20 protein-coding genes and 1 pseudogene are annotated in these 24,727 nt (G+C 52.1%); 17 read left to right on the top strand and 4 right to left on the bottom strand.

Annotation, left to right across the window (positions count from 1 at the left end; all coding sequences use genetic code 11):
- Positions 1-32 precede the first annotated feature (32 nt).
- From CLU93_RS12910 to CLU93_RS12980, 15 genes and pseudogenes are all read left to right on the top strand, one after another.
- On the top strand, positions 33-1,271 hold the full coding sequence (locus CLU93_RS12910) for a GumC family protein (RefSeq protein WP_099761702.1): 1,239 nt from the start codon (positions 33-35) through the stop codon (positions 1,269-1,271).
- A 124-nt stretch (positions 1,272-1,395) separates the two neighbouring features.
- Positions 1,396-2,514, top strand: coding sequence for a DegT/DnrJ/EryC1/StrS family aminotransferase (locus CLU93_RS12915; RefSeq protein WP_099761704.1), 1,119 nt, complete (start codon positions 1,396-1,398; stop codon positions 2,512-2,514).
- Positions 2,511-3,209, top strand: a complete 699-nt coding sequence (locus CLU93_RS12920; protein WP_099761707.1) for a WbqC family protein — start codon at positions 2,511-2,513, stop codon at positions 3,207-3,209. The genes CLU93_RS12915 and CLU93_RS12920 overlap by 4 nt, the downstream gene beginning before the upstream one ends.
- Positions 3,209-4,192, top strand: coding sequence for a hypothetical protein (locus CLU93_RS12925; protein WP_099761709.1), 984 nt, complete (start codon positions 3,209-3,211; stop codon positions 4,190-4,192). The genes CLU93_RS12920 and CLU93_RS12925 overlap by 1 nt, the downstream gene beginning before the upstream one ends.
- A 12-nt stretch (positions 4,193-4,204) precedes the next feature.
- Positions 4,205-4,765: a GNAT family N-acetyltransferase gene (locus CLU93_RS12930; RefSeq protein WP_099761710.1), complete on the top strand. Its 561-nt coding sequence runs from the start codon at positions 4,205-4,207 to the stop codon at positions 4,763-4,765.
- Positions 4,766-4,793: 28 nt separating this feature from the next.
- Positions 4,794-6,308 (top strand): oligosaccharide flippase family protein, encoded by a 1,515-nt coding sequence (locus tag CLU93_RS12935; protein ID WP_099761713.1) that lies wholly within the window; start codon positions 4,794-4,796, stop codon positions 6,306-6,308.
- Positions 6,309-6,315: 7 nt separating this feature from the next.
- Positions 6,316-7,227, top strand: coding sequence for a glycosyltransferase family 2 protein (locus CLU93_RS12940; RefSeq protein ID WP_099761716.1), 912 nt, complete (start codon positions 6,316-6,318; stop codon positions 7,225-7,227).
- Positions 7,228-7,359: 132 nt separating this feature from the next.
- Positions 7,360-8,604, top strand: a complete 1,245-nt coding sequence (locus CLU93_RS12945) for a hypothetical protein (protein WP_143451733.1) — start codon at positions 7,360-7,362, stop codon at positions 8,602-8,604.
- Between the two features lie 24 nt (positions 8,605-8,628).
- Entirely contained in the window at positions 8,629-9,768 is a 1,140-nt protein-coding gene (locus CLU93_RS12950; protein ID WP_099761721.1) for a glycosyltransferase family 4 protein, read from the top strand.
- Positions 9,768-11,732, top strand: a complete 1,965-nt coding sequence (asnB, locus tag CLU93_RS12955; protein ID WP_099761723.1) for an asparagine synthase (glutamine-hydrolyzing) — start codon at positions 9,768-9,770, stop codon at positions 11,730-11,732. The genes CLU93_RS12950 and asnB overlap by 1 nt, the downstream gene beginning before the upstream one ends.
- A gap of 99 nt (positions 11,733-11,831) precedes the next feature.
- Positions 11,832-13,088, top strand: a complete 1,257-nt coding sequence (locus CLU93_RS12960; protein ID WP_099761726.1) for a glycosyltransferase family 4 protein — start codon at positions 11,832-11,834, stop codon at positions 13,086-13,088.
- On the top strand, positions 13,088-14,041 hold the full coding sequence (locus tag CLU93_RS12965; protein ID WP_099761729.1) for a UDP-glucose 4-epimerase family protein: 954 nt from the start codon (positions 13,088-13,090) through the stop codon (positions 14,039-14,041). The genes CLU93_RS12960 and CLU93_RS12965 overlap by 1 nt, the downstream gene beginning before the upstream one ends.
- Positions 14,038-14,598 carry a sugar transferase gene (locus tag CLU93_RS12970; RefSeq protein ID WP_099761731.1) on the top strand — a complete coding sequence of 187 codons (561 nt, stop codon included), beginning with the start codon at positions 14,038-14,040 and terminating at the stop codon, positions 14,596-14,598. Before CLU93_RS12965 ends, CLU93_RS12970 begins: the two co-directional genes overlap by 4 nt.
- A 125-nt stretch (positions 14,599-14,723) precedes the next feature.
- On the top strand, positions 14,724-16,604 hold the full coding sequence (locus CLU93_RS12975; RefSeq protein ID WP_099761733.1) for an acyltransferase family protein: 1,881 nt from the start codon (positions 14,724-14,726) through the stop codon (positions 16,602-16,604).
- 155 nt (positions 16,605-16,759) lie between these two features.
- Positions 16,760-17,843, top strand: a pseudogene (locus CLU93_RS12980) (IS3 family transposase); the annotation flags it as partial.
- A 238-nt stretch (positions 17,844-18,081) separates the two neighbouring features.
- Here CLU93_RS12980 and CLU93_RS12985 read toward each other — a convergent pair.
- The 4 genes from CLU93_RS12985 to CLU93_RS13000 all read right to left on the bottom strand — a co-directional run bounded on the left by CLU93_RS12985 (position 18,082) and on the right by CLU93_RS13000 (position 22,513).
- Positions 18,082-20,016, bottom strand: a complete 1,935-nt coding sequence (locus tag CLU93_RS12985; RefSeq protein ID WP_099761736.1) for a polysaccharide biosynthesis protein — start codon at positions 20,014-20,016, stop codon at positions 18,082-18,084.
- 418 nt (positions 20,017-20,434) lie between these two features.
- The gene (locus CLU93_RS12990; RefSeq protein WP_099761738.1) at positions 20,435-20,974 is read right to left on the bottom strand and encodes a DinB family protein; all 540 of its coding nucleotides are present in this window, start codon (positions 20,972-20,974) and stop codon (positions 20,435-20,437) included.
- Positions 20,975-21,007: 33 nt separating this feature from the next.
- On the bottom strand, positions 21,008-21,607 hold the full coding sequence (locus CLU93_RS12995) for a MarC family protein (RefSeq protein WP_099764369.1): 600 nt from the start codon (positions 21,605-21,607) through the stop codon (positions 21,008-21,010).
- Between the two features lie 117 nt (positions 21,608-21,724).
- A complete protein-coding gene (locus tag CLU93_RS13000) occupies positions 21,725-22,513 on the bottom strand; it encodes an AraC family transcriptional regulator (RefSeq protein ID WP_099761740.1) in 789 nt (262 codons plus the stop codon).
- A 103-nt stretch (positions 22,514-22,616) separates the two neighbouring features.
- Here CLU93_RS13000 and CLU93_RS13005 point away from each other — a divergent pair, with 103 nt between their 5' ends.
- Together CLU93_RS13005 and CLU93_RS13010 are read left to right on the top strand one after the other, a co-directional pair.
- Complete coding sequence (locus CLU93_RS13005) at positions 22,617-23,534, top strand: DMT family transporter (protein ID WP_099761742.1); 918 nt, start codon at positions 22,617-22,619, stop codon at positions 23,532-23,534.
- Positions 23,535-23,574: 40 nt separating this feature from the next.
- Positions 23,575-24,489, top strand: coding sequence for a toxin-antitoxin system YwqK family antitoxin (locus CLU93_RS13010; protein ID WP_143451734.1), 915 nt, complete (start codon positions 23,575-23,577; stop codon positions 24,487-24,489).
- Positions 24,490-24,727 lie beyond the last annotated feature (238 nt).

Genomic DNA, 24,727 nt, shown 5'->3' on the forward strand with positions numbered 1-24,727 from the left:
ACCTAGCCCGAAACCGATTGAAAGTAAAGACGATGCCAGAACAACAGCACAACAGTAGACAGGCAAATGATATTGCAAATTTGGAGGAGAAAATTCATTCCCTAGACTTGTTAATCGTACTGGTAAGCAAGAAGAAAATGATCGTCGGTATGGCGATAGGTACAGGTTTATTAGCAATGGGCATAAGTTTTCTAATACCGAATACTTTCAGCAGTACTGCAAAAATTATGCCGCCTCAGCAGCAAAACTCTGGTATGGCGGCTATGTTAGGTCAGTTAGGTGGAATTGCCAGTGCTGCGGGAGGCATAGCTGGAATTAAGAATCCGAATGATCTATACGTGGGATTGATGGAAAGTCGTACCGTATCCGATAAATTGATTGACCGTTTTAAGCTCAAGACTCGCTACGGAAAAGAAACAATGGACGATACTCGCAAAGCTTTATCTGGCTTTGCTACTATCTCCAGCGGAAAAAAAGATGGTCTGATATCAATCAGTGTTGAAGATAAAGATCCAAAATTTGCCGCCGAGTTAGCGAATGCTTATGTTGATGAACTGGCGAAGCTTACCCAAACGATGGCAATCACAGAGTCATCGCAACGACGTATGTTTTTTGAGAAACAACTGAAGGATGCAAAAGAGCAGTTGGCCAAAGCTGAAATCGCTTTGCGTGCCACCCAGGAAAAAACCGGCATGATCCAGCTGGATGGGCAAGTGCAAGCCATCATAGCTAATGTTGCCCAATTGAAGGGCAGTATTGCAGCAAAAGAAATCCAGTTGAATGCGATGCGTACCTTTGCCGCGCCACAAAACCCTGAACTGTTACGTTCTCAGGAGGAGTTGCGCGGCATGCAGGCTCAGTTGTCAAAACTGGAACGTAGCCAAGCCGGAAAAGGCGACTTGATGGTGCCAATCGGTAGCCTTCCCGAGGTCGGCGTCGAGTATGTGCGTAGTCTGCGCGATGTGAAATATTACGAAACGGTATTCGAACTACTAGCCAAGCAATTTGAATTGGCGAAAATAGATGAAGCCAAGGATTCATCGCTGATTCAGGTGCTGGACCTAGCAGTTCCTGCGGAGAGAAAATCCAAACCAGCCCGCGGGCTGATTACCTTAATGGCTACCATTGCCGGAGGTCTTATGGGAATTGGATTGGCATTTGCTGGCCTAACTTACCGAGAGTCTCACCGTAATCCAGCAACTAAGGAGCGGTGGGACAAATTGTCAAGGGCATGGAAAAATTCAGCGCACGAAGATAGTCGGCGTAGTTGAGTGATGGAAGCAAAGGTATCAGGTAATTGACAAAAAAATCACCGATACCTGGCCTCGTTTCTCGAGGTGCAAGGAGGGAATAGGATTACCCATTCCCTTTTTTTTAGGTTTCATTTGGAGTATTATGAGCAATACCAAACCTATTTACGTCACCCAACCTTATTTACCTCCCCTTGGGGAGTTCCTGCCATACCTGGAAAAAATATGGGATAGCAAGGTATTGACGAATGGCGGTCCATTTCACCAGCAGCTGGAAAAGGCGCTGTGTGCGTACCTGGGCGTGGAACATCTCGCGCTGTTTTCCAACGGTACCATTGCCTTGATTACCGCCTTGCAGGCGCTGCGGATCACGGGCGAGGTGATTACCACCCCGTATTCCTTCGTCGCGACCGCCCATTCCCTGCTGTGGAACGGCATCAAGCCGGTGTTTGTCGATATCGATCCGGATACGCTCAACCTCGATCCCAAAAAAATCGAGGCGGCCATCACGCCACAAACCACCGCCATCATGCCCGTGCATTGCTATGGCCACCCATGTGACGTGGATGCGATCCAGAAAATTGCCGACAATTACAATTTGCGCGTCATTTACGACGCGGCGCATGCCTTCGGGGTACAAAACAAGGGCGGCAGCATTCTGCGCTGCGGCGACCTGTCCGTGCTCAGTTTCCATGCCACCAAGGTATTTAATACCTTCGAAGGCGGTGCCATCATTTGCCCGGATGCGAAGACGAAATTGCGCATCGACCAGTTGAAGAACTTTGGTTTTGTCGACGAACTGACGGTCGTGGCGCCTGGCATCAATGGCAAGATGAGCGAGATCAATGCGGCCTTCGGCGTATTGCAGCTGCAACATGTCGACCATGCCCTGGCTCGGCGCCGCGAGATCGACGAGACCTACCGCGCCCTGTTGCGTGATGTCAAAGGCATCAGTTGCGTGCAGGATGCCGGCGAAGTGGTAGCCAACTATTCCTATTTCCCGATTTTAATCGATGCCGACTATCCTTTGAGCCGCGATGGCCTGTATGACCGCCTCAAGGAACATGCCGTGTTTGCCCGCCGCTATTTCTACCCGCTCATCACTGATTTCCCGATGTACCGCGGCTTGCCGTCCGCGCACCGCGACAATATTCCCGTTGCCACGGCGGCGGCGCAAAAGGTGTTGTGCCTGCCGATTTATCCTGAGTTGACGGCTGAGCAACAACGGAAGATCGTGGACCTCGTCGTGGCGCCAACCGCATGAAGCTGGCAATCATGCAGCCCTATCTGTTTCCATACATAGGGTATTTTCAGCTTGTTACCGCGGTAGACAAATTTGTCTTTTACGATGACGTGAATTTTATCAAGAATGGCTGGATCAACCGGAACAGGCTGTTTCTGGCCGGTGAGGTACGTTACATCACGGTGCCCCTGGCCGGGGCCAGTCCTTTCCTTAAAATCAACCAGATAGCTGCGCAAGGCGGTGGCATCTGGCAGAAAAAAATGGCCGAATCCTTGCGCCATTCCTATCGAAAAGCTCCGTTTTTTTCCGAAGTTAACGGCATTTTTTCCGAAGTTATTTTTTCGGATGATCTGAATATCGCCGAGATGGCCAAGAAGAGCGTTGTACTGATCGCCGATTACCTGCAATTGCAGACCGATTTTGTCATGTCGTCTGTCGAATATGAGAATGCGCATCTGCACAGCGCCGAGCGCGTCATTGATATTTGTGAAAAAGAGAAGGCGAAGCAATACTACAACCTGCCAGGTGGGCGGGACCTGTATGATGCGGCGGCATTTTCCAGCCATGGCATCGATCTGCATTTTCTCGATACAAAAATAGAACCCTATGCTCAGGGTTCTGCCGATTTCCACCCTGGTTTATCGATGCTGGATGTGCTGATGTTTAATGATCGCGCCGCAGCAAAGCAAATGCTAACTGGCAACCCGGTGATTTGATGAACAGCGCTATTGGCGGGTATTTTGAGCTGGAATTTCCCAAGGCTAAGCCATTCTTGTATCCGGCGGCTTATGAGTTCCAGTCCGCGCGGGCGGCTTTCCTGGCTTTGTTACGGACGGGGAAACCGTCCAGGGTCTACATGCCGCATTACATCTGCGATTCAATGGTTGCACCGCTTGAAAATGCCGGAGTGGAATGCCTGTTCTATTCCATTGATGGCGAGTTCAACATCATCGGCGATGTCGAGCTTGGCGAAGCGGATTGGTTATTCTATGTGAATTATTTTGGCGTCTGTGAAAAAAATATAGATGGCTTGTTCCATCGCTACAACCCTCGCCAGCTCATCCTGGACCATTCGCAGGCATTTTATTCGCCTCCCCGCGATTGTCTGGCCACGATCTATTCTGCACGCAAGTTCTTTGGCGTGCCGGATGGCGGTTTATTGCTCACCGGTCTGCCAATTGCTGAGCCGCAGGAGAGCGATCAGGAATCGTTGTCGCGCGCAATATCCGGCTTAACACGTCTGGCGAAAACGCCGGAGGCTGGCTATGCAGACTACCAGAAGGCGGAACATTCGCTGGAACAGTGCGAGCCGCTAAAGATGTCGCAACTGACCCGGCGCATATTGCATGGTATCGATTTTGAAGCTGCAAAAACCAGGCGTAACGAGAATTTCGACTTCCTGCACAGGCACTTGGGCAGTCTGAATCAAATTGAATTGGATTTGCAGAACATGGATGGTCCGCTTTGCTATCCTTTTCTTGTAGATTCTGTAGAGTTACGGTCACATTTAATACGCGAGAGAGTCTTTGTGGCTACCTATTGGCCGGAGACGATAGCACGTGTCAGCAATAACAGTCATGAGTCGAAATTTGTGAAGAGTTTACTTCCATTGCCATGTGATCAACGTTATGGTGTAGATGCAATGCTGCGTGTGGCGGAAATATGCCTGGATTTTCTTTCTCGAAAAAAATTACTTTAGTTGGAGCCTAAGATGAATATTAATGGAAAAGTTGTTACCTTGCGCGCCCCTGAACTTGCGGATATTCCGCAGTTACATAAATGGAGTAATGATCCGGAAATTTGGAAAATGCTTGGTGGCTGGCATTTTCCTTTCTCGAGTCGCTCCACGGAGGAGTGGGTCCGTAGCCGGAAGGACAATAATCTTACCGATCATGTTTTTTGTATAGACACACCTGAACATGGTCTGATTGGAACTGCCAATATTGTAAATATTGACTGGAAAAATAAAACAGCATTCCATGGAATGATGATCGGCCAGGAAAATATTAGAGGCAAAGGTTATGCACTGGATGCTTTATTCTCCATCATGCGCTATGCCTTCATGGAACTGGGATTAAATCGTCTCGATGGGGATATGATTGCGTATAACGAAAGATCGATAAAATTCTATATCGAAAAAGGTGGTTGGAAACATGAAGGCGTACGTCGTGATTGGTTTTATAAAGACGGTACATATCATGACAAAGTTATTGTCGGTGTGACTAAATATGATTATGCTGAAATTTTGGAAAAAAATAACTATTGGGGTTGATTTTTCAATCTGAATCGAAAGTGCCACCTTGTCTTTGAAGAAAAATATACTTGCTAATTATGTGGGTCAAATATATGTGACCCTAATTGGTATTTTATTAGTGCCGCTGTATGTTAAGTATATGGGAGCCGAAGCATATGGTTTGGTTGGTTTTTATGCCATGTTGCAAGGTTGGTTTCAATTACTCGATATCGGATTAACACCAACCATGGCACGCGAAACTTCGCGTTTTCGTGGTGGGGCAATTGATGCTTTAAGCTTGCGGCGACTGCTCCGTGCCTTGGAAGGATTTTTTGCGTTAATTGCAATAATTTGTGGCGGCGCAATGATGCTAGGTGCCAATTTTATTGCAAGCACGTGGTTGAATGTGCAGGAATTGCCGCTGCATGAAGTCAGAAATGCAGTATTGTTGATTGGTATGATAGTGGCTTTAAGATGGATCTGTGGACTTTACCGCGGAGCCATCAATGGATTTGAGCGTTTAGTGTGGTTAAACGGTTTCAATATTTCAATTGCTACATTACGCTTTGCTTTTATTATTCCATTTTTGATTTATGTGGGTGCAAGTCCCACTTATTTCTTTTCCTATCAACTAGTGGTCGCAGTAATTGAAGTTTTCATATTGGTAGTGCAAACCTATCGCATTTTTCCGAAGAGTAATGTTGCCAGACGGTTGCCATGGCAATGGGAACCATTACGTTCGGTGCTGAAATTTTCGCTGACAGTTGCTTTTACAAGTGCAGTTTGGATTTTTATAACCCAGACAGATAAATTGATTTTATCAAAATTATTATTACTTTCGGATTATGCTTACTTTACCTTGGGAGTGTTGGTCGCAAGTGGTGTATCGGTAATTAGTGGACCGATTAGTGGAGCGCTGTTGCCCCGACTGACCAAGTTGAATGCAGCCGGTGACGATAATGGTACTCTGCAGCTTTACCGAAACGCGACACAGATGGTTTGCGCAATAGCCATCCCGACAGCTCTTACATTGGCTTTCTTTTCCGAACAGGTGCTGTGGGCCTGGACCGGTAATGCGACAGTTGTAAGTAAAGCGGCACCTATATTGACCCTATATGCGTTGGGAAATGGCATATTGGCATTGGCCGCATTCCCCTATTATTTGCAATACGCGAAGGGTGATTTAAAGTTACATCTGGTTGGCAACGCATTGTTCGTTGTATTTTTAATACCGATGTTGATTTGGTCTACATTAAATTTTGGTGCTATTGGCGCTGGCTATGCCTGGGTAACAGCAAATGCCCTATATTTCTTTGCCTGGATACCTAAAGTGCATAATAGATTTGCAAGTGGTTTGCATATGAAATGGTTATTAAAGGACATTTCCGGAATAGTATGTCTGACAACAGTTTGTGCAGCATTTTTGCGGCTATGTCTTGTTTTCCCCGAGGATCGTTTACAGATCGGTTTTCTCCTGGCTGGGATTGGATTACTCATATTGTCAGTCGCTGTGGCTGCCTCCCCATTTTTGAGAGATAAGATGCATGATGCATGGCGTATGCGATTTTCAAAATTCAATTAAAGAAATTATGGCTGATAAAACCCCTAAGGTCTCCGTTTGCGTGGTGACCTACAATCAGGAAAAATTTATTAGACAATGTTTGCAAAGCATTGTTGATCAAGTAGTGAATTTTGATATTGAAGTCATTGTTGCAGACGATTGTTCTACGGATGGTACGCGAGACATTATTAAGGAGTTTTTTAATAAATATCCAAAATTAATAAAACCTGTGCTTAGAGATAAAAATATAGGCCCAGGTGAAAATTATATAGATGTACACCAGCGAGCCTGTGGTCAGTACATTTCACATGTAGATGCCGACGATTATTTTTTGCCTAATAAGCTGCAGTTGCAAGCTGACTATTTGGATGAAAATAGTCAATGTAATTTTGTTTGGCACAGAATGCAGGTTATGAATGATGCAACTGGAATCATTGTAGATGATTTAATTGATGTTTCTCAGTTTCCTCAACATGGTTTTGATCGTGGAGATATTTTGCAGTTAATGGCGATTGGAATGAACAGTTCAAAGATGTATCGATCTGCTGTTAGAGATTTTGATTTGCCAAGCTTTCCGGTCATGGATTTTTTTGCAAATGTGGAGCAGGTCGGACAAGGAGTAGCGAATTTTGTTGGCGATACTCCGCTTGGAGTCTATAGAGCTGGTATCGGAGTCGCATCAGCAGGGAATAAAACAAAAATTATTTTGCAGAAGAGTTTTTTATACTTTACTGAAAAATATCCCGAATATAAGAAGGATATTTGCTCTGCGGTAATTTTGATCTTGGCCTCGGCGATCAAGAACAGGCGCTGGTCTATTTTTTCTCTGTATCTGCCATTGTTGTTGAAAACATTTTCCATCGGCGTTTTTTTCAAAATATGGAAATGGCGGAAAATAATTCCAATGTTGAAAATTCCGGCAGCTGTTCGCTCAGTTTAACGGAGTATTCTTGAACAATAGTCGGGTTCGATTGGCTATTGTTTTCAATATTTTCCAATATTCCGTTTATTAATTGAAATAAAATATTATGAAAAATATAATTTATTTTTCACTCTGTAGCAGGTTGATTATATGAATAAAATGAGTTTGCCAACTGGCTGTTTTGCATTCTTCTTGCTTTTTATTATGATAATGCATCCCTATACAATTTATGGGAAGCCAGGTGTTTTTGCTGTTTTCTTTTTTGTGATTGTTGCTTTAAGAGATGGTATCGAGCGTGGTTTTTTTCAGGACTTCGTGCTCCCATCTTTTTTCCTTTTTATTTTGGGACTTATTGGAGCAATATCTTCAGTTGCTAATGGTATACCTCAAATAAATCACCCTTTTGCAGTATTTTCTTTTTTGATTATGCTTTTTGCGGCGAAAGGTGTCTTTGTATTTTTTAAGAAAAGAAATGTTGAACTGGACGACTTTGTTTTTCTAATTTTAATGGTTGTGGCATTAAATTCGGTTATTGTGTTAATTGAACTTCAGTTTGATGGCGTTAGGCAAATTATTGAACAGAATCTGGATCAACTGACTGAGGCATCGATTAATTATTCGGAGGGATTTCGTTTAAGAGGGGTCGCGTCATCAGGTGGCGCAGGACTATCGATTTCAGTACCAGCAGCAGTAATTATTGCATTGTATCTTTTCGATAGAGGCCGTATCGGTATTTTTTTATTGATCGTTTTGTTCATATTGTTTTTCACCTCGGTGATGGTTATTGGTAGGTCTGGTATCGTATTGTTGGCTGTCCCTGCTGTTTGTTACATAACTCTTCTATTGTTAAAAAAAGGCGGAGTTAAATCCCTATTAAAGGGTTTTTTCTTGGTTTTTCTATTTTCAATTCTTGTCGTCCCAATATTTTATCAATACATTTCCGACTTCTTTACGGAAATGTTCGGTGACGCATTTATGAAATATGCTTTTGGATTCCTCCTTGACGGTGGCGACGGAATTCAAGAAGAAGGCACTGTTGGCGCAGTCGCCGAGTTTCTTACCGTATTGCCATTGCAATTCCCTCAAGCGCTGGTGGGTTATGGATTTTACGGTGGTAGTGCATTTTATCCCTGGAGTGATTCAGGTATTAGCCGGATGTTCTTGTCCATTGGCTTTGTCTTTGGAACTATGTTTTATTTTATTCTATTAAAAATATATTTTTTACCTTTTAAGAAGAATAAATTTTTGATAGGGGCGATGGTGCTTTTGTTGCTTGCGGCGGAAGCAAAGGAAGTTTTGCTATACAGTGGTGTCGCATCTCGAATGTTTATTCTTCTGCTTGTGTATTGTTATTATGACGGACGTTTAGATAAAAAAGTTCTTCGAGAGAAATAGTTTGACTTTTGGAAATTGAAACGTATGAAAATTCTGCACATTATTATTGGGCTCAACGTTGGTGGCGCGGAGTTGATGCTCAGGCGTTTGATCGAAACGCATCAGGGGAGTGTGGACTATCTTCACAGAGTGATCTCACTGACTAATTTGGGCGTCGTCGGTGAGCAATTGAAAGAACTGGGTGTGGATGTGCGTGTTTTGAATATGCGTTCATTGCTGGATGTGCCGCGTATCATTTCTCAATTGAAGGAAATTATTCGTATCGATAGACCGCAAATTGTGCAGACCTGGATGTATCATGCCGACCTGCTCGGCGGTATTGCTGCGCGCTTGGCGGGTAACAGAAACATTATCTGGGGTATACGAACCACCGATGTGCAGGCTGGCGGTTCACGCGCCACAACCCTGGTCAGAAAGGTATGTGCCTGGCTGTCCAGCAAGATTCCACATACTATCGTGTGTGCAGCCGATGCCTCGCGCCGTGCCCATATTACGGTTGGCTACGATGCCACGCGCATGACGGTGGTGCCGAATGGCTTTGATCTGACGCGACTGGTCGCCACGCCGGAGCAGCGTGTCGGATTGCGTCAGATGTGCGGCTTTGACGATACGCACGTTGTCGTTGGCACGCTGGGACGTTTCAATCCTGCCAAGGATCACGCTAATTTCGTGCGCGCTGCTGGCTTGGTGGCGCAGGACCACCCCGAGGTGCGCTTCCTGATGGTGGGCCGTGAACTCACCAGCGACAATGCTGTCCTGATGCACTGGATTCAGCAGACCGGCTGCGCAGATCGCTTTGTGTTGCTCGGTGAGCGCGCCGACGTGGCTGTCTGCCTGTCGGCAATGGATATATTTGGCCTGTCGTCCCGTACCGAAGGCTTCCCGAATGTCGTGGGCGAGGCCATGGCGATGGGCGTGCCCTGTGTCGTGACCGACGTGGGGGATGCGGCCATGCTGGTGGCGGATACCGGTGTTGTTGTTCCTAAGGAAGATTCTTCAGCCTTGGCACTTGGGCTGGGGCAGTTGCTGACGCTGGAAGCCGATGTTCTGCATGCGCAGGGACAGATGGCTAGGCAAAGAATTGTTGCAGAGTTTACAATAATGCGCGCCCGGGATCGTTTCGAGGCAGTCTATCAACGCGTTGCAAATGAAAGTATTCACTGATGTGTGGATTTGTAGGTTTCTTCGGCTCTCCTGTTTCTCACGATGGTGGCGTATATGTTCCCCTGCTTAAGCGCATGGCGGACACCATTGCCCTTCGCGGCCCGGATGATGAAGGCTATTGGAGCGATGCAGAGCAGGGTATCGGCCTCGGGCACCGTCGCCTGGCCATCGTCGACTTGTCGCCGGCCGGCCATCAGCCCATGCCGTCGGCCGCCGGCCGTTATGTGGTCGCTTTCAATGGCGAAATATACAACCATCTGTTGCTGCGCCAGGAGCTGGAAAAAAGTGGGGTGGCGCCAGCTTGGCGCGGCCATTCGGATACGGAAACCTTGCTGGCGGGCTTCGATGCCTGGGGCATCCGCGAAACGCTGGTGCGCGCCATCGGCATGTTCGCCATGGCGATATGGGACCGGCAGACTGCCACCTTGACCCTGGCGCGCGACCGCATCGGCGAAAAGCCGCTGTATTACGGCTGGCAGGGGCAGGGTAGCGGCGCGGTCTTCATGTTTGGCTCCGAACTGAAGGCCTTGCGCGTGCATCCGGCGTTCGAAAACCGCGTCAACCGCGGCGCACTCTGTCTGCAGCTGCGGCACAACTATATTCCCGCGCCCTACTCGATTTATGAAGGTATCGCCAAACTGCCGCCAGGTTGCTTGCTGACAATATCATTGAAGCAACGTGAACCGCAGTTAAGTACGTATTGGTCCGGTGCCGGGATAGCCGAGGCTGGCGTCGCTGCGCCGTTCAAAGGTACGCCGGAGCAAGGTGTCGATGCGCTGGAAGTCTTGCTCAAGGATGCTATCCGGCAGCAAATGATGGCCGATGTGCCATTGGGCGCCTTTCTTTCCGGTGGTGTCGATTCGTCCACCGTAGTGGCACTGATGCAGGCGCAATCGGCGCGGCCAGTCAAGACTTTTACCATCGGCTTTCACGAGGCAGGCTACAACGAGGCTGAGCATGCAAAAGCGGTAGCCCGGCATCTGGGGACCGACCATACCGAACTGTATGTGACGGCAGAGCAAGCCATGGCCGTAATTCCACGGCTGCCGCAGTTGTATGACGAACCGTTTTCCGATTCGTCGCAGATTCCGACCTTCCTCGTCTCGCAACTGGCCAAGGAGCATGTGACGGTGGCCTTGTCCGGCGATGCCGGTGATGAGTTACTGTGCGGCTATAACCGCTATCAGTTGACGAATAGACTGTGGGGCAAGCTTTCCGCCGCTCCTGTTCCATTGCGTCGCCTGGCGGCGAAGGGCTTGACGGCAGTGTCGCCGGCGGCCTGGAACAAGGTCGCCGGCGCGGTCCGTCGTGTCGTGCCTGGCGCCGTGCCATTCGCCAACGTCGGCGACAAGCTGCACAAGGGCGCCGGCGTATTGGCCAGCGCTTCTTGCGACGCGCTGTATTTGAACCTGGTATCGCATTGGCTCGACCCGGCGGCTGTCGTCATCGGCGGCAGCGAGCCGGCTACCCTGCTGACCGGCGCCGCGCCTTCTCTCGACGGCCTGGACCGGGTACAGCGCATGATGGCGCTCGATATGCTCAGCTATCTGCCGGACGATATCATGGCCAAGGTCGACCGTGCCGCGATGGGTGTTTCATTGGAAACGCGCGTACCGTTCCTCGACCATAGGGTGGTGGAGTTTGCCTGGAGCCTGCCGCAATCGATGAAGCTGCGCGATGGCCAGACCAAGTGGGCCTTGCGCGAGGTGTTGTACCGGCACGTGCCAAGGGCCTTGATCGAGCGGCCGAAAATGGGTTTTGGCGTACCAATCGGCAAGTGGCTGCGCGGTCCCTTGCGCGACTGGGCCGAGGCGTTGCTGGACGAGTCCCGGCTGCGTCGCGAGGGTTTTTTCGATCCCTTGCCAATTCGACAAAAATGGGCCGACCATCTGTCGGGGCAGCGCAATTGGGAAGCCCATCTGTGGGATGTGTTGATGTTCCAGGCCTGGCTGGAAGCGCAGTGAAAATGAATAGAGTATTGGCATTCAATGAATTGCCAGAAAGCATGCTGAAACCGTGTCGCCATAGGCGCAGACGGGATCGGCAGATTGATGGAATAGATAATGATAGATGAACAAGCGAAGCCCGCGTCTGCCGAGGGCGCCAGGAAATTTCTTGATGGGGATGGTACCTCGCCCCGTCAATCCGGGCAGGCGAGCTGGCAGGTGAAGGCGCCACATGCCGCCACGCGGACCAAGCTGTTGTTTGTGGTGACCGAAGATTGGTATTTTGTTTCGCATCGACTGCCGCTCGCTGTCGCGGCCATTGCCGCCGGCATGGAGGTGTCGATCGCCACCAACGTCAGTAGCCATGCCGAGGTGATTCGCCAGGCTGGCATCAAGCTGTATCCGTGGAAACTGAATCGGGGTTCGACGGGCTTGCTGGCCGAGTTCAAGGCCCTGTGCGGCTTGTTGAAAATTTATTGGCAGGTGCGTCCGGATATCGTGCATCAGGTTGCCATCAAGCCCGTCCTCTACGGTAGCCTGCTGGCAAAATTGCTGCGCATTCCACGAGTCGTCAACGCGCTTGGCGGCATGGGGGCCATTTTCAGCGATACGTCAGGCAAGCGCGGCCGTTTGCGTGCCGGCGTCCTGGCAGGTTTCCGCTCCTTGTTGAACCGCCGAGGCAGTTTGCTGATCCTGCAAAATCCCGACGATTGTGAACTCATGGTCAATGGCGCGGCGATCGCGCGTGAGAATATCCGCCTGATACGCGGCGCCGGCGTTGACGTGCGGGTATTTGACGTCGTGCCGGAGCCGGAGGGTACGCCGCTGGTAGTGCTACCGGCTCGTATGTTGACGGACAAGGGAGTCGTCGAGTTCGTCGAGGCCGCCAGGCTGCTCAAGGCGCAGGGCGTGCAGGCACGCTTTGCGCTGGTGGGGGGGACCGATGAATGCAATCCGGCCTCCGTGCCACCTGCCAGCTTGAAGGATTGGGTCGATAGCGGCACGGTGGAGTGGCATGGCCGTCGCGACGACATGCCTGCCGTATACCGCAGCGCTACCCTGGTGTGCCTGCCTTCGTACCGCGAGGGTTTGCCCAAGGCCTTGCTCGAGGCGGCCGCTTGCGGACGCGCAATTGTTGCCACCGACGTTCCCGGCTGCCGTGAAATCGTGCGCCATGGCGAAAATGGCTTGCTGGTCGAGGTGCGCGATGTTGCTGCATTGGCCAAGGCGATGGCGACATTGCTGTCCGATACCGCCACGCGCCAGGCCATGGGCGCGGCCGGTAGACAAATGGTATTACAGGAGTTTTCTGAGGAGAAGGTTGTGGCGGACACGCTGGAGATTTATCAGGAATTGATGATGGTGGCAGACTGATGGCAAAAGTATTGGTAACAGGGGCTGCTGGCTTTGTCGGCGTCGCTTTGTGCAAGGCGCTGCGCGCGCGCGGCGACGAGGTCATCGCTGCCGTGCGCAGCGGGGCGCAAGCGGGACAGATGAACGTGGGCGATATCGGTCCCGATACCGACTGGAGCACCGCGCTGCAGGGCTGTGATGCTGTCATCCATCTGGCCGCGCGCGTACACGTGATGGCGGACCGCGAGCAGGATCCCATGCGCGCGTATCGCAGCGTGAATGTCGATGCTACCCTGAATCTGGCGGCACAGGCGATGCGACACGGAGTCAGGCGCTTTGTCTTCGTCAGCAGCGTCAAAGTGAATGGCGAGGCGACCACGGACCGGCCGTTCAGCGCGGCCGATGTGCCCATGCCGTGCGACCCGTATGGCCAGTCGAAGCTGGAAGCCGAGCGCGGCCTGGCGGCTCTGGCGGCGACAGGTTGCCTGGAGGTGGCGATCGTGCGTCCTCCGCTGGTTTATGGGCCTGGCGTCAAGGCGAATTTCCTCAATTTGATGCGCCTGGTCGAACGGGGCTTGCCTTTGCCTTTTGGGCGGGTTCGCAATGCGCGCAGCATGGTCGCGCTGGATAACCTGGTGGACTTGCTCATTGTGTGTACGCACCACGCGCGTGCTCCAGGCGGTACATTCATGGTGTCTGACGGCGCGGATCTGGGGATCGCCGAGTTGGCCAAGATGATCGCTACGGCGATGGGCAAGACAGCGTTGCTGCTGCCCGTACCGCCGGCCTGGATGCGCCTCGGCGCTGCCTTGCTGGGCAAGCGCGCCGTGGCAGACCGTTTGCTTGACTCCTTGCAAGTCGACATCGGCGCGACGCAGGCAACTTTGGACTGGCATCCGCTTGTTAGCCAGCAGGCAGCCATTGCCGAAAGTGTCGCCTATTTCAAAGCCTTTGATCGTAGTGGTAAAAAATGAAACGTTTCCTGGATTTACTTTGTGTCGGCATGGCGATGCTGGTTTTCGCCGTGCCGTTTGCGCTTCTCGTCATCGTGGTGAAGCTGACTTCGAAGGGTCCCGCCCTGTATTGGTCAAACCGTGTCGGACGTAATAACGCGCTTTTTTCCATGCCCAAGTTGCGTACGATGCGTGTCGATACGCCTGTCGTGGCGACGCATCTGCTGAATGATCCCGATCAATTCCTGACGCCGGTCGGTGGTTTTCTGCGCAAGAGCAGCCTCGATGAATTGCCACAGCTATGGTGTATCCTGCGTGGCGACATGAGTGTCGTTGGACCAAGGCCGGCGCTGTATAACCAGCACGATTTGATCGCCCTGCGTACGGCCCAGGGCGTGCACAGCATTCCGCCCGGACTGACTGGCTGGGCCCAGGTCAATGGCCGTGATGAGTTGCCGCTGGACGTGAAGGTGCAACTCGACGCCTATTATTTGAAGCAGCGCTCGCTCTGGCTGGATATCAAAATTGTTTTCCTGACGGTCTTGAAAGTCGTACGCCGGGACGGTATTACTCATTAACTTGTCAGACAGATCATGTCATATTTTAACTTATTATGTTTTTAGTCCATTAAGTAGATTATCGCGACGAAAATATTTTCGAAATGCAACTTGATACGCACGCATATTTCTGAAAAAGGGTGTGAATGAATAAAAATCAATATCGGCCAGACATTGATGGTCTTCGCGCCATTGCTGTGTTGTCTGTGCTCCTTCATCATTTGAGTCCTACCATTTTACCTGGTGGATTTGTGGGAGTGGACATATTTTTCGTTATTTCTGGTTATTTGATTACTTTGCAAATTTACAAAGAGGTTTGCGAAAAATCTTTTTCTGTTAAGAATTTCTATAAGAGAAGAATTAACCGAATTATCCCTGTATTAATTGCGGTAATTTCCGCCACATTTATTGCGGGAATGTTTCTGCTCGCCCCCGTAGATCTGATTAAACTCGGGAAAAGCACGATTTATGCGATGCTTGGATTATCCAATATATTCTTTTGGCGAGAATATGGTAATTACTTTGCAGGAAATTCCAGTGAGGCCCCACTTCTCCACACATGGTCTCTTGGTGTTGAAGAGCAGTTCTATCTTATCTGGCCATTAATCATAATTCTGCTATCAAGGTTGAGTAGAGCGTGGATGGCAAGTGTACTTTTATTTCTTGCAATTGGTGCTGTGGTTGTTTCTGAGATGGGAGTCAATATTGCAGCATCTGCTTCTTATTATCTATTGCCATCTAGAATATTTGAGTTGATGATGGGGGGGCTATTGGCATTTTTTGTTGCAAATAAGCGGAGTGCCTCTCAGGGTTTTGCGATTTTTTGGTTCCTAATTGGAATTTTATTAATTCTTTACTCAATATTGTCGCTTGATAAGTCCTCTAGTTTTCCTGGCCTAAATGCAATAACACCATGTTTGGGAGCTGCATTAATTATTTGGTCTGGTACTAATCAGCAACCTGTACATTGGATTTTGACAAATAGGGTCATGGTTTCTATCGGATTAATTTCATATTCTTTATATCTTTGGCATTGGCCGATTATTGCTTATTTAAATTATGTAAATATAAATATTTCTGTTGCTGTTGTTGTTTTTGTAGTTTTTTCATCATTTTTCTTGGCATGGCTGACTTGGAAATTTATCGAAATTCCAATGAGGATGACTGGTGTTTCCTTATCTTTTTCTAACGTATTTATTCGACGATTTGCTATACCCGTTTTAGTGGTATTTTCAATGGGTTTGGCAATGGTTTACACTAGTGGATTACCAAAACGATTTTCTCCTCGTGTGGCAGAATTCGAGAAAGCGATAGAGACTAAACCAGATGTCTTGCGTAATGGGTGTCATGTTCCGACGGCTATGTACGGCACACCGCCAAACGATAAATGTAGGCTGGGGATAAAAAAGGTTGAACTTGATGGAGTTTTGATTGGAGATTCTTTTGCAAATCATTTCAGTGGGATGATAGACTTGATGGCCAAGGCAGAGGGGAAATCTTTCATGGATTATACGATGGATGGATGTCCTCCTATTTTGGGATTCGACACAGGTAAAGGAGCTGCTTATTCTGGTCGTTGCATAAAAAGAAATGATGCTGTTTACTCTCTACTTACAAGTAATCGTTATGCCCATGTAATTTTAGCTAGTAGTTGGCCAAGAGATGAAAAGGCTGGCGGGCAACTTGTAGAGTCTATTGAGACAATTTTAAAGGTTGGATCAAAGTTAACTGTAATATTAGCCAACGAAAGTATAGATCGGGCTAGTAGTTGTCCAATTCGTAGGCTTATGAGTGGCTCCGTAGAGCTCTGTCAAGGTCCGAGAAATGGCTACCCATTATATTTCAATGAAATTAAATCTCGTTTCCCTAGTGTCCATTTCCTCGATCCAAATCGCGTAATTTGTCGTGGCGATTTTTGTGATCCAGTACTTGATGACATTCCACTATATAGAGACGATGTACACCTTAATGATATGGGCGCGAGACTTGTTGGAAAGTATTTGATAGATATGGGCGAGAAAATCTGAATTACCAATAGCGGCCAATTTTTTGGCCGTTATTTTTACATCACCGTCACGTTTGAGGGTAAATATCCAACCTCGTTTTATCAAGTAATCCCCCCCCAGCAAATGATCGCGTTTAAAAGCGGAATTTTCTAAATTCAGATTTTTGAAAGGTCCGCATGAAAATGTCCTATTTTACCGATAGCCAGATCATCGCCATCCTCAAACAAGCCGAGGGCGGCTCACCAGTCCCTGAGCTTTGCCGCGAGCACGGCATCAGCAACGCCACGATCTACAAATGGCGCTCCAAGTTCGGCGGCATGGACGCCTCGCGGATGGCCGCATGAAGAAACTTGAGGACGAAAACCGGCGCCTGAAGAAGATGTATGCCGAGGAGCGCTTGAAAGCCGAGATCGTCGCGGAGGCCCTGACAAAAAAATGGTAGCGCCATCTCAGCGGCAGGAGATGGCGCAATGGGCCGTGGCCCAGCGCTCAGCCACCATAGGACTGGCCTGCCAAGCGTTCGGCATCAGCCAGACCTGCTATCGCTATCGCGCCAAGCTCGACGCGGAAAACGCTGTCGTGGCTGACTGGCTGGTACGCCTGACCAACAACCAGCGCAACTGGGGCTTCGGTCTGTGCTTCCTGTATTTGCGCAATGCGAAGGGGTTTAAATGGAACCACAAGCGCGCCTACAGGATCTATCGCGAACTGGAACTGAACCTGCGGATCAAGCCGCGACATCGCCTGGTGCGGAAAAAGCCGCTGCCGCTGGCCGTGCCTGCGCAGATCAACGACACCTGGTCGATGGACTTCATGCATGACCAACTGGCCGACGGCAGAAGCATTCGATTGTTCAATGTGTTCGACGACTACAACCGTGAGGGACTCGGCATCGAGGTCGATTTCTCCTTGCCCTCCGAACGCGTCATCCGCTCCCTCGACAGGATCATCGAATGGCGTGGCAAACCCCAGGTCATTCGCTGCGATAACGGCCCCGAGTACATCAGCGCCGTGACGCTGGCCTGGGCCGCCAAACGCGGCATTCGCATCGACTTCATCCAGCCTGGCCAGCCGCAGCAGAATGCTTATGTCGAGCACTATAACCGCACTGTGCGCTACGATTGGTTGGCCCATCACCTGTTTGAAACGCTCGATGAGATCCAGGATTTCGCAACCCGCTGGCTGTGGACTTACAATCACGACCGGCCCAACATGGCACTTGGCGGCATCACACCAAAACAGAAGCTTGCCTTGGCCGCTTGTCCTCTACTTTTAGCGCCATCAAAAAATGCGGGGATTACCCGTCTAACCGACAGTGTGTAGTGGAAGGTAATGGGTATAAAGCATCAGATAGACAAGCAAGATCGTTTCCAACAGTAATTGAAAGCTGATGCGAGACTTATTAATATACTAATATATGGTTTTTAATAAAAACCCCAAACATGGTAGCCATGTCTGGGGTTCAGTGCACTACCAAGCACTCTCAGGTTTCACCCGCTTAGCTTGATATGGTCACGTTATTCCTGATCTTGATTTCGTCCACCTGAACCTGTTGCCAGATGGTATCGGCGATCTCCGATGCGGGCCGGTATTCGCTGACCATTTTCAGCAACTGGGCACGGATTGCCGCGTGGTCGAAGCGCTGGCAGGCGTCGTTGAGTTGCTTGAGCATGATGTCGAGGAAGGGCCAGTCGATTTCCGATTCCTGGGCGCGCATGATCAAGGGATGTTCGGTACCGGTTACGTTGTTTCCTATGAGTAATTCTTCGTACAGTTTTTCACCGGGACGCAGGCCGACATAGCGGATTTCGATCTTGCCGTCCGGCGTGGAAGGGCTGAGCACTTCCTGGCCACTCAGGTGCACCATGCGTACCGCCAGGTCGACGATGCGCACCGGTTCGCCCATGTCGAGCACGAAGACGTCGCCACCGGTGCCCATCGAGCCGGCTTGCAGCACCAGTTGTGCCGCCTCCGGAATGGTCATGAAGTAACGGGTGATATCCGGATGGGTCAGGGTAATCGGGCCGCCGCCGGCGATTTGCCTGCGGAACAGCGGCACCACGGAACCCGAGGAGCCAAGCACATTGCCGAAACGTACCATCGAGAAGCGCGTGCCGCCGCCCTGGCGGGCGAATGCCTGCAGCACCAGTTCGGCCAGGCGCTTGGTGGCGCCCATTACGTTGGTTGGGCGCACGGCCTTGTCGGTTGATACCAGGACGAAACACTTGACGCGGGCGGCAACGGCCGCCTTGGCCAGGCTGAGCGTGCCGAAGACATTGTTCTGGATGCCTTCGATGGGATTGTGTTCGACCAGCGGCACGTGCTTGTAGGCTGCCGCATGGTACACCGTGTGGATCTCGAACGTGTGCATCAGGCGCTGGCATTTTTCCGTGTCGAGCACGGAACCGATGCAGGCGACCAGTTCGATGTCGAGTTCATGGCTGGCGCAGTAGCCGCGCAATTCCTGTTCGATTGTATACAGCGCATATTCTGAAATATCGAGCAATACCAGTCGCTTCGGATTCAGGGCAACGATCTGACGGCACAGTTCGGAGCCGATCGAGCCGCCGGCGCCGCTGACCAGGACGGCCTTGCCGTGGATGCATACCGATAAGAGCTTCGGATCGGGCGCGACCGGGTCGCGGCTGAGCAAGTCTTCGATTTCGATTTGGCGCACGTCTTCGACGCGGGCAATACCCTTGACCAGGCTGGTGATCGATGGCGTGACCTTGATCTTCAGTTGCAGGGTCGACAGGCGGTCGAGGATTTTGCGTTGCTCGCGACGCGAGATCGACGGTAGTGCCAGCAGCACGGTGCTGATGCGCATGCTTTTTGCCAATTGTTCAATCTGCTTCGCCGGATAGACCTTAATGCCGTGGATGGTGGTATTTTGCCGTTGTGCGGAATCATCGATAAAGATGACGGGCAGGTATTCGCTGCTTGGCTTCAAGGCATTGGCCAGCATGCTGCCTGCCTTGCCTGCGCCATAGATGGCAACGCGGGTCTTGTTGGAGCGCTCGCGCAAACCGACGAAATAGCCGCGCGCGGTATAGCGACTGGCCAGTACGTAGATGATGGAGGTGACCCAGTAGATCAGGAAAGGGGGCAGCGATAAATGCCCCGGCTGCAGGATATGTACGATGATGGCCAACATGAGTACCGACAGCGTGCTACCCAGCACCACTGTGGAAATGATCTTCTGGTCGATATAGCGCACTACGGCGCGGTACAGGCCCAGTTTGATAAAGATTGGCACGGCGGTGATGGCCGCGGCAAAAGCCGGCCATTTGTATTCGATGAGGAGTGCCATGCTCAGGCTGTCGAAATGCAGGAACAGCGCAAAGTAGAACATTATTGGCAGGCAGACGAGGTCGGCACCAGCCGCTATCATCTGTTTGTGCCGGCGGGATAACTTCAAAAATTTGTTTTTCATACGTCAAAGAATCCATTCTTTGCAAACAAAGCGGACACCAATCTGCTTATGGAAAGTTTGCTTCGCCGAACGTCGTTCGGATTGGCCCGGGAGAGGGCTTGATCAGGTACTGTCGCCATACTGCCGGGACGAGGCTGCTGGGTTGGCTTTCCTGTCCACTGGTCACCAAATTGGCAGGCAAACAGGTCGCCGAGTGGGATAAAGATTGCTGCCGATGGGGAACAAACGTCATGGTAACGCATTCGATGAGGAATTGATATCGCGCACGCTACGAATTCACCGCACTATTGCCTTAAAGTGCTTGCAAAGTTCGAATGATTCATGTAATCCGAAAATATATTTTATAACCGGATATTTCTGTTAACTTGCCTGATTTTTATCAGGTATCAACATATATATAATACTTTCCCGGAATTCCTCAGAGATGGTTGGGAATGCGGAACAGCAGGTCGGTATCGCCCAGGTCGACACCGGTTTGCGACAGCAGGGTGCTGGCCTGGCCCCGGTGGTGCGTCTGGTGATTGAAGAAATGCATGAGCAGGCTGAAGAATTCGCGCCGGTTCGGCCCCTTGCTGTTGCGGTAATCGAGCAAATGGTCCAGGTCTTCTTCGCGGATGGAGGCGGCCCAGTCGATGATGAGCTGGTCCAGCCACAGCCGGTGCGCATGCATGGCGGCAAAATCCTCGGCCGCGAACAGCGGGTGCGTGAGCGAGGCGGGCGGCGTGATGGCGCGGATGGGGTCGAGCAGGGGAAAGCCGGCCGGATGTTTTGCATAGCGCTGCAGCCACAGGGTGTCGCCCACCATCACGTGGTTCAGGGTGGCCAGCAGGGAGCCAAAAAAGGCGCCCCGCTCGCGCTGCAGCTCGCCGGGCGGCAGGCTGGCCGCCGCCGCGTAGACCTTGGCATTCATCCACTGGTTGTAATCGGCCATCAGGCAAATGTGGGCGCAACGGCTCATGGACAAACCTCCGTGAATGAATGAAAGGCTATTTTATACAGACTTCAAAAATGCGCGTATGCCGGCCAACAACATTTCAATGGCCATCGCCGTCAGGATCAAGCCCATCAGGCGTTCGAACGCCGTCATGACCCGTGGACCGAGCGCCCGCTGCAAGCGTTCGGCGCACAGGAAGACGGCCAGCCAGACGACGGCCACGGCCGTCAGCCCCGCGACGTGGGCGATCACTTCATTGACTTCATGCGAGGAAAACAGCAGCACGGTGGCCAGGGCCGACGGGCCGGCCAGCGCGGGGATGGCCAGCGGCACGATGAACGGTTCGCCGGCCATCTCGTGGTCGCTATTGCCCGCGTTCGGTTGTGGGAACACCATGCGCATGGCGATCAGGAACAAAATCACACCGCCGCCGATGCGCAGCGCCACTTCCGACAATTGCAAGGCGTTCAGGAAGTGGCGGCCGAAGAACATGAATAGCAGCAAGATGCCGAAGGCGATCATGCATTCGCGCACCACGACTTTCCAGCGCCGCTCGATGGGTACCCGCTTCAGGGCATTGACGAACAGGGAAACGTTGCCGAACGGATCGGTGACGAGCAAGAGCAGGATAAATGTCTGGAAGAAATTCTGTGTCATGGTGGTGTGATTGAGGTCAACATCGCTGCCAGGATGGGCGCGCTGCGATAAGGCTTGCGATGATAACAAGAGAGGTGACTCTCGCCCATGATTATTGATGCATAGCAGCATTTTTTTTTATGCAGCGATGACTTTAGCCTGGTAAAACGCGGTGGGCGTGGTGCCGAAATGTTTCTTGAACATGGCCGTAAACGCACTCTGGCTGGTGTAGCCGTTGTCCATGGCCACGTCGATGACCTTGCTGCCGTGCGCCAATTGTTCCAGCGCTCGCAGCAAACGGGCTTGCTGGCGCCACTGGCCAAAGCGCATGCCCGTCTGTTTCTGGAACAGCCGGTGCAGGCTGCGCTCGGTGATCGCCAGTTCCTGCGCCCAGTGCGCCACCGTCACTTGTTCTCCCGGTTGTGCCATCAGCCGCGCGCAAATGCCGCGCAGGCGCGCGTCCAAGGGCAGCGGCAGATGCAGGGGCAGCACGGGCAGGCTGTTTAGCTCGTGCAACAGCAGTTGCAGCAGATGCCAGTCGCGGCTGCCTTGCGTGAAATCGGGCGCGATGTCGACGGCTGCCACGATCAGTTGCCGCAGCAGGGGGCTGATGTCGAGCACGCAACTGTGGCGCGGCAGCAATGGTGAACTGGCGCAATCGATGAAGACGGTGCGCATTTTGACCGCGCCGCTCATGCGCACCTGGTGCGCGATGCCGGGCTGCAGCCATACGCCGCGCGTGGGCGGCACCACCCAGCGCCCGCCTTGCGCTTCGATGGTCATCACGCCCTCGATGGCGTACAGCAATTGCGCATGCGTGTGGCGGTGCACGGAAATCACGTGGCCATGCGCATAGTCGACGGCCAGCGCCATGGCGCGCGCCGTCACGGGCAGCAATTCCTGAAAGGTGGGGGAGGAACAATCCATAAAAATAAGGTCAGTTTTGCGATAGGAATGGACATTTTAGCGCGAGAAGACGCGACGTGCCTGCGGCATGATGGTTCCCCCGCAATGATTTATGGAGCCTCGCATGCCTGTGCGCGCCTATCTGTATCCGTTTCTGGCCATGCTGCTGTGGGCCGGCAACGTCGTCGTCTCGAAGCTGGCTGCGTCCAGCATCGCCCCCACGGCCATTACCTTTTATCGCCTGGTGCTGGTCTTGCTGGTGATGACGCCGTTTATCGCCCGCTCCCTGTGGCGCAACCGCGCCGCCATCCGGCGCCAGTGGTGGCAGCTGGCCCTGTGCGGCGTGATGTCGATGGCGCTGTTCCAGAGCCTGTCTTATCGCGCCGCCGAATCGACGACGGCGACGAACATGGCCATCGTCACGGCGCTGGCGCCGCTGATGACGGCCCTGCTCAGCGTGCTGCTGCTGGGCGAGCGCCTGACGCTGGGCATGGCGGCCGGCGGCGTGCTGTCGTTTGGCGGCTTGCTGTACCTGGTAGGGCGCGGCGATATGCTGGCCTTGCTGCAGCAGGGCGTGCATGCGGGTGACGCGCTGATGCTGCTGGCCTGCCTGATCTTCGCCCTGTACGGCGTGCTGCTGCGCCGTTGGCGTTTAACGATTCCCGCCTGGCAAGCCATTTATTGCCAGGCGCTGGCGGCCCTGGCGTGCATGCTGCCGCTGTTCCTGCTGTTGCCGCCCGGTAGCGCCAGGCTGGACGCCACCACCTTGCCCCTGATCGGCTATGCGGGCATCGGCTCGTCCATCGTGCTGTCTTACCTGTGGATCGAAGGCGTCAAACTGCTGGGGCCGAACCGCTGCAGCATCTACGTCAACCTGTTGCCTTTGTTGACGGCCTTGCTGGCCATCGCCTGGCTGCACGAAAGCATGCATATGTATCACCTGGTTGGCGGCGGTATCTCGCTGCTGGGCGTGCTGCTGGCGCAGACGGTGCAGCGACCGTTGTTTGGCCGCTACCGTCCTGGGGTGTCCGGTACTGCCTGAATGGCCATGCATAATGGCGCTTTTGGGCAGTGGAGTTGGCATGCGGAAAACATTTGGGATGAGCACGATGGCGGCGCTGCTGGCGCTGGGCACCCTGGCGCCAGCGCAAGCGGCGCGGTTTTACGAGGGTAAGCTGATGGCCACCGCCAGCACCGTCGAACGCGGCGCGAAAACCATGGACGAGGCGCAGGTGCGCACGGCGCTGGCCCATGTGCCGCTGATCGACCACAGCATAGCCTACGCACCCACGGGCGTGGCCGAGTTCGACGCCATCGAGCATGCGCATGGCACGCTGGTCGGCTATTTCAATATCGACGGCGAGTTACTGCCGGACAAACCGGCCGACGCGCCCGCGTTTGCCTATAAAAAAACCTTCCAGGAAAAAGAGGGCCATTTTCTGACCGTCACGTATCTGCTGGGCAAGGGCTGGCAAGGGAGCCGCGCACCCAGTTACCACGTCAAGTGGATCACCTGGGAAACGCAGCCGCAGCGCTTTGCCGCCAGCCAGGATGGCGTATTTATCGAATACGACGTGAATTGCTGCGTGGGCAGCGTGTTTGCCCGTGGCCTGTATGCGCAGGGCAAGCGTACGGGCGTATGGCACTTCGAGGAGCCGGACACCATCCGCTCGTCTGGCGCCTTTGTCGACGACAAGGCCGAGGGGCCGTGGACGTATGAGAGCGGCGATGAAACCACCACGGGCATGATGCAGCGGGGCCAGCGCACGGGCCGCTGGGAAGTGAGCCCGGGCGTGGCCGAATGGCGCGCAGCGGACATGCACAGTTTCACCGGTTATGACCATTTTGTGAAAGACCGCTTGAACGGCCCCAGCGAGCGCCGCATCGATGGCGTGGTGCAATGGCAGGGCAACTATGTGAATGGCAAGAAGCAGGGCCAGTGGGTCGAACCTGGCGGTGGCGGCTTGTATGTCGACGACGTGAAACAGGGGCAGTGAAAGAAGGCGATGCCGGGGCAAATACTGACTATGCTCGACGGCAAGCTCATTACGGAAACCATGTATTAACATACCTGGCATTCCCACGCGGCCGCGCACGATTGCGACATGCCAGTTCTGCGCAAAAAACATCATCCGCTTGTTACAAAGCGTGAAAATCCCGGCTGCATATTGCTACAGCTAATCTTTCCCTGTATCTTGCGATCAGGAAATTAAAAGTACAGGAAACCTCAACCCT

It is taken from the genome of Janthinobacterium sp. 35, from assembly GCF_002754575.1.
In the GTDB taxonomy this organism is placed as follows: Bacteria; Pseudomonadota; Gammaproteobacteria; order Burkholderiales; family Burkholderiaceae_D; genus Janthinobacterium; species Janthinobacterium tructae.